This window comes from Halalkalibacter okhensis, assembly GCF_000787375.1.
GTDB classification, from domain to species: domain Bacteria; phylum Bacillota; class Bacilli; order Bacillales; family Bacillaceae_D; genus Halalkalibacter; species Halalkalibacter okhensis.
This window is the reverse complement of record NZ_JRJU01000077.1, coordinates 1-3,149: the sequence shown is the minus strand read 5'-3', so window position 1 is coordinate 3,149 and position 3,149 is coordinate 1. Positions and strand designations below refer to the sequence as shown.

Sequence of the window (3,149 nt, the reverse complement as noted above, 5' to 3'; positions counted from 1 at the left end):
TTAGGAGTGATCGGTTCGATCATGTGAATAACTGGCAATATTGATAATGTACCTTGTTATTTAAAGATTTTATGCTAACATATATGGATGCGTAGAATAAATAATGAAGAATAGGGGGAGTATATGATGATTTACTTAGATAATAGTGCAACAACTAAACCGTTTCAGGAAGTGGTTGAAACGTATGCAAAAGTTGCATCGACTTATTTTGGAAATCCATCTTCTCTTCACTCTCTCGGTATGCAGTCTGAGGGGCTTATTGGTGAGTCTAGAAACCGTATTGCCCAAATACTTGGTATTAAGTCTAATGAAATCATTTTCACTTCTGGTGGAACAGAAGGAAATAATATAGCAATTAAAGGAACAGCTCGAGCAAAACAAAGCCGTGGCAAACACTTAATTACAACGCAAGTGGAACATGCATCAGCAGATGAGGCATTTCTTCAGCTTGAAAGAGAAGGTTTTGACGTAACATATTTACCTGTTGATCAAGAAGGACGCGTAAGTGTTGAACAAGTAAAAAATGCCATTCGTCCGGACACCATTTTGATCTCAATGATCCATGTAAACAATGAGACAGGGACGATCTTACCTATTGAAGAAATAGGCGAGCTATTAAAGAGCTATCCGCAAACGCTTTTTCATGTTGATCATGTTCAAGGTGTAACAAAAGTTCCTTTAGACTTGAAGAAATCTCGAATTGATTTATGTACGTTTTCTGCTCATAAATTTCATGGGCTTAAAGGAAATGGCTTCTTGTTTGTGAGAGAAGGATTGAGAATTGATGCACTCTTTCACGGTGGTACGCAAGAAAGTCGTCTTAGAGCTGGTACCGAAAATGTAGCGGGGATTGTAGCTATGGCAAAAGCATTGCGAATGTCGTTTGAACAAGATCCCAAACGAAAAGAGCTTGAACAATTACGTCATTATCTGATAACACATTTAAAGAAATTAGATGGAGTGGTGTTGAACAGTCCAGAGCAAATGGCAGCGCCTCACATCGTTAATTTCTCCATTCCAGGTGTGAAACCAGAAGTAATTGTACAATCGCTAACGGCAAAAGAGATCTATGTATCTACGAAATCTGCGTGTTCGTCAAAAGCTTCAGAACCAAGTCGAGTGTTGCTAGCTATGGGGATAAGTGAAGAAAGAGCAAACTCAGGGATACGTGTTAGTTTCTCTTTTGAAACAACAGTAGCTGAGTTGGATCAATTAATAACTGGATTAAAAGGGATAATTCCGGAATTACTGGAGGTTGTAAATACATGACATATGATCACATATTAATTCGATTTGGAGAACTTGCCTTAAAGGGGAAAAATCGCTCCATTTTTGAAAAATCATTGCAGCAAAATATTAAAATGAGCTTAAAATCATTTTCTGATTTACAAATTAAACGGACATATGGACGAATTGTGATTGAATTAAATGGTGAAAATCACGAACTTGTTGTTGATAAATTAAAACACATTTTTGGCATTCATTCATTTAGTTTGGCATTGAAAGTTGAAAATGATCTCTCAGCAATGCAAAAAGGAGCGCTACAAGTAATAAAAGACCATGAAGGCGTTCAATCGTTTAAAATCACAGCAAGACGCGCGTATAAGCCCTTTCCACTTGATACGATGCAGTTAAATCGAGAAATAGGCGGCTTTGTCTTAGCAAATACAAACGGGATTACCGTGGATGTTCATAATCCAGAGGTAGACATTCGAGTGGAGGTACGCGAAACAGCGACCTATATTACCTCAGGTGCCTATGCTGGAGCGGGCGGTTTACCTGTTGGAACGAGTGGCAAAGTATTATTGTTATTATCGGGCGGAATCGACAGCCCTGTTGCCGGCTATTTGACGATGAAACGTGGAGCTAAAATTGAAGCTGTTCATTTCCATAGTCCACCATATACAAACGAGCGCGCCAAGCAAAAAGTGATCGACCTTGCGAAAGCATTGACGAAATACGGAAGCAGTGTCGTTTTGCATCTTGTTCCATTTACAGATGTGCAAAAGCATATTCACCAGCACATCCCAAGCAATTTACAAATGACGGTTATGAGAAGAGTAATGCTCCGCATTAGTGAAAAGATTGCCCAAGAACGAAGAATTCTTGCTCTTGGAACAGGGGAAAGTTTAGGTCAAGTAGCGAGTCAAACGTTGCATAGTATGAATACAATCAATGAAGTGACAAACTTACCAATCATTCGACCACTGATTACAATGGACAAGCTTGAAGTCATTGATATTGCTCAAAAAATTGGTACGTATGAAACATCGATCTTACCATTTGAAGATTGCTGTACCATTTTCCTACCACCCGATTCAAAAACAAGACCAAAAAGAGAACAAGCCAATAAATTCGAACAATTCATCGAGGTTGAAAAATACGTAAACGACGCAGTCGAACGAACAGAAAAACTCATCCTAACAAGCACAACCCCACTAAACAAAGAAGTAGAAGGATTGTTTTAGTTTCATCAAAAAGGCGATCTTCCTTTTTGATGAAACGAAGCACTGAGCGAAGCCGCCGTAATGTCTTAAGCCTTAAGGAGCGAACTTCTCCTTAAGGCGCACGGCGAGAGAAGCTAGTGCAAATAGGATCGACAGGAATAAGGCTAAAAAGGCGATCTTCCTTTTTGATGAAACGAAGCACTGAGCGAAGCCGCCGTAATGTCTTAAGCCTTAAGGAGCGAACTTCTCCTTAAGGCGCACGGCGAGAGAAGCCAGTGCAACCATGGTCGCACGATTAAGGTTTAAAAAGGGCGGTTTTCTCTTTGGGTTAAATCTCGTATGAAAGCTAATCGACTAATTCACAACAATTACCAATTAACCTTGTGTATGTTTTGACCCTCTCTGACTCATTCTATGAGTACAGAAGGAGGTGAGAAACATGGCAAACAACAACAGCGGTAATTCAAACCAGCTTCTTGTACCTGGTGTACAACAAGCTCTAGATCAAATGAAGTACGAAATCGCTTCTGAATTTGGTGTTCAACTTGGAGCTGATGCTACTTCTCGTGCTAACGGTTCTGTTGGTGGAGAAATCACAAAGCGTCTAGTTCAAATGGCTGAACAACAAATGGGTGGCAGCATCCAATAATTAGATATATTATGGCTGTGAGAAGGGTGTTTAATGACACCCTTCTCTTTATT

The 3,149-nt window shown here is 39.7% G+C and carries 3 protein-coding genes; all 3 read left to right on the top strand.

The window, feature by feature from the left end; genetic code table 11:
- The first annotated feature begins 126 nt into the window (after nt 1-126).
- The 3 genes from LQ50_RS23940 to LQ50_RS23930 all read left to right on the top strand — a co-directional run bounded on the left by LQ50_RS23940 (nt 127) and on the right by LQ50_RS23930 (nt 3,096).
- The gene (locus tag LQ50_RS23940) at nt 127-1,269 is read left to right on the top strand and encodes a cysteine desulfurase family protein (RefSeq protein WP_034634237.1); all 1,143 of its coding nucleotides are present in this window, start codon (nt 127-129) and stop codon (nt 1,267-1,269) included.
- Entirely contained in the window at nt 1,266-2,468 is a 1,203-nt protein-coding gene (gene thiI, locus LQ50_RS23935; RefSeq protein WP_034634234.1) for a tRNA uracil 4-sulfurtransferase ThiI, read from the top strand. The genes LQ50_RS23940 and thiI overlap by 4 nt, the downstream gene beginning before the upstream one ends.
- Before the next feature lie 418 nt (nt 2,469-2,886).
- Nucleotides 2,887-3,096, top strand: coding sequence for an alpha/beta-type small acid-soluble spore protein (locus tag LQ50_RS23930; RefSeq protein ID WP_034634231.1), 210 nt, complete (start codon nt 2,887-2,889; stop codon nt 3,094-3,096).
- Nucleotides 3,097-3,149: the final 53 nt, after the last annotated feature.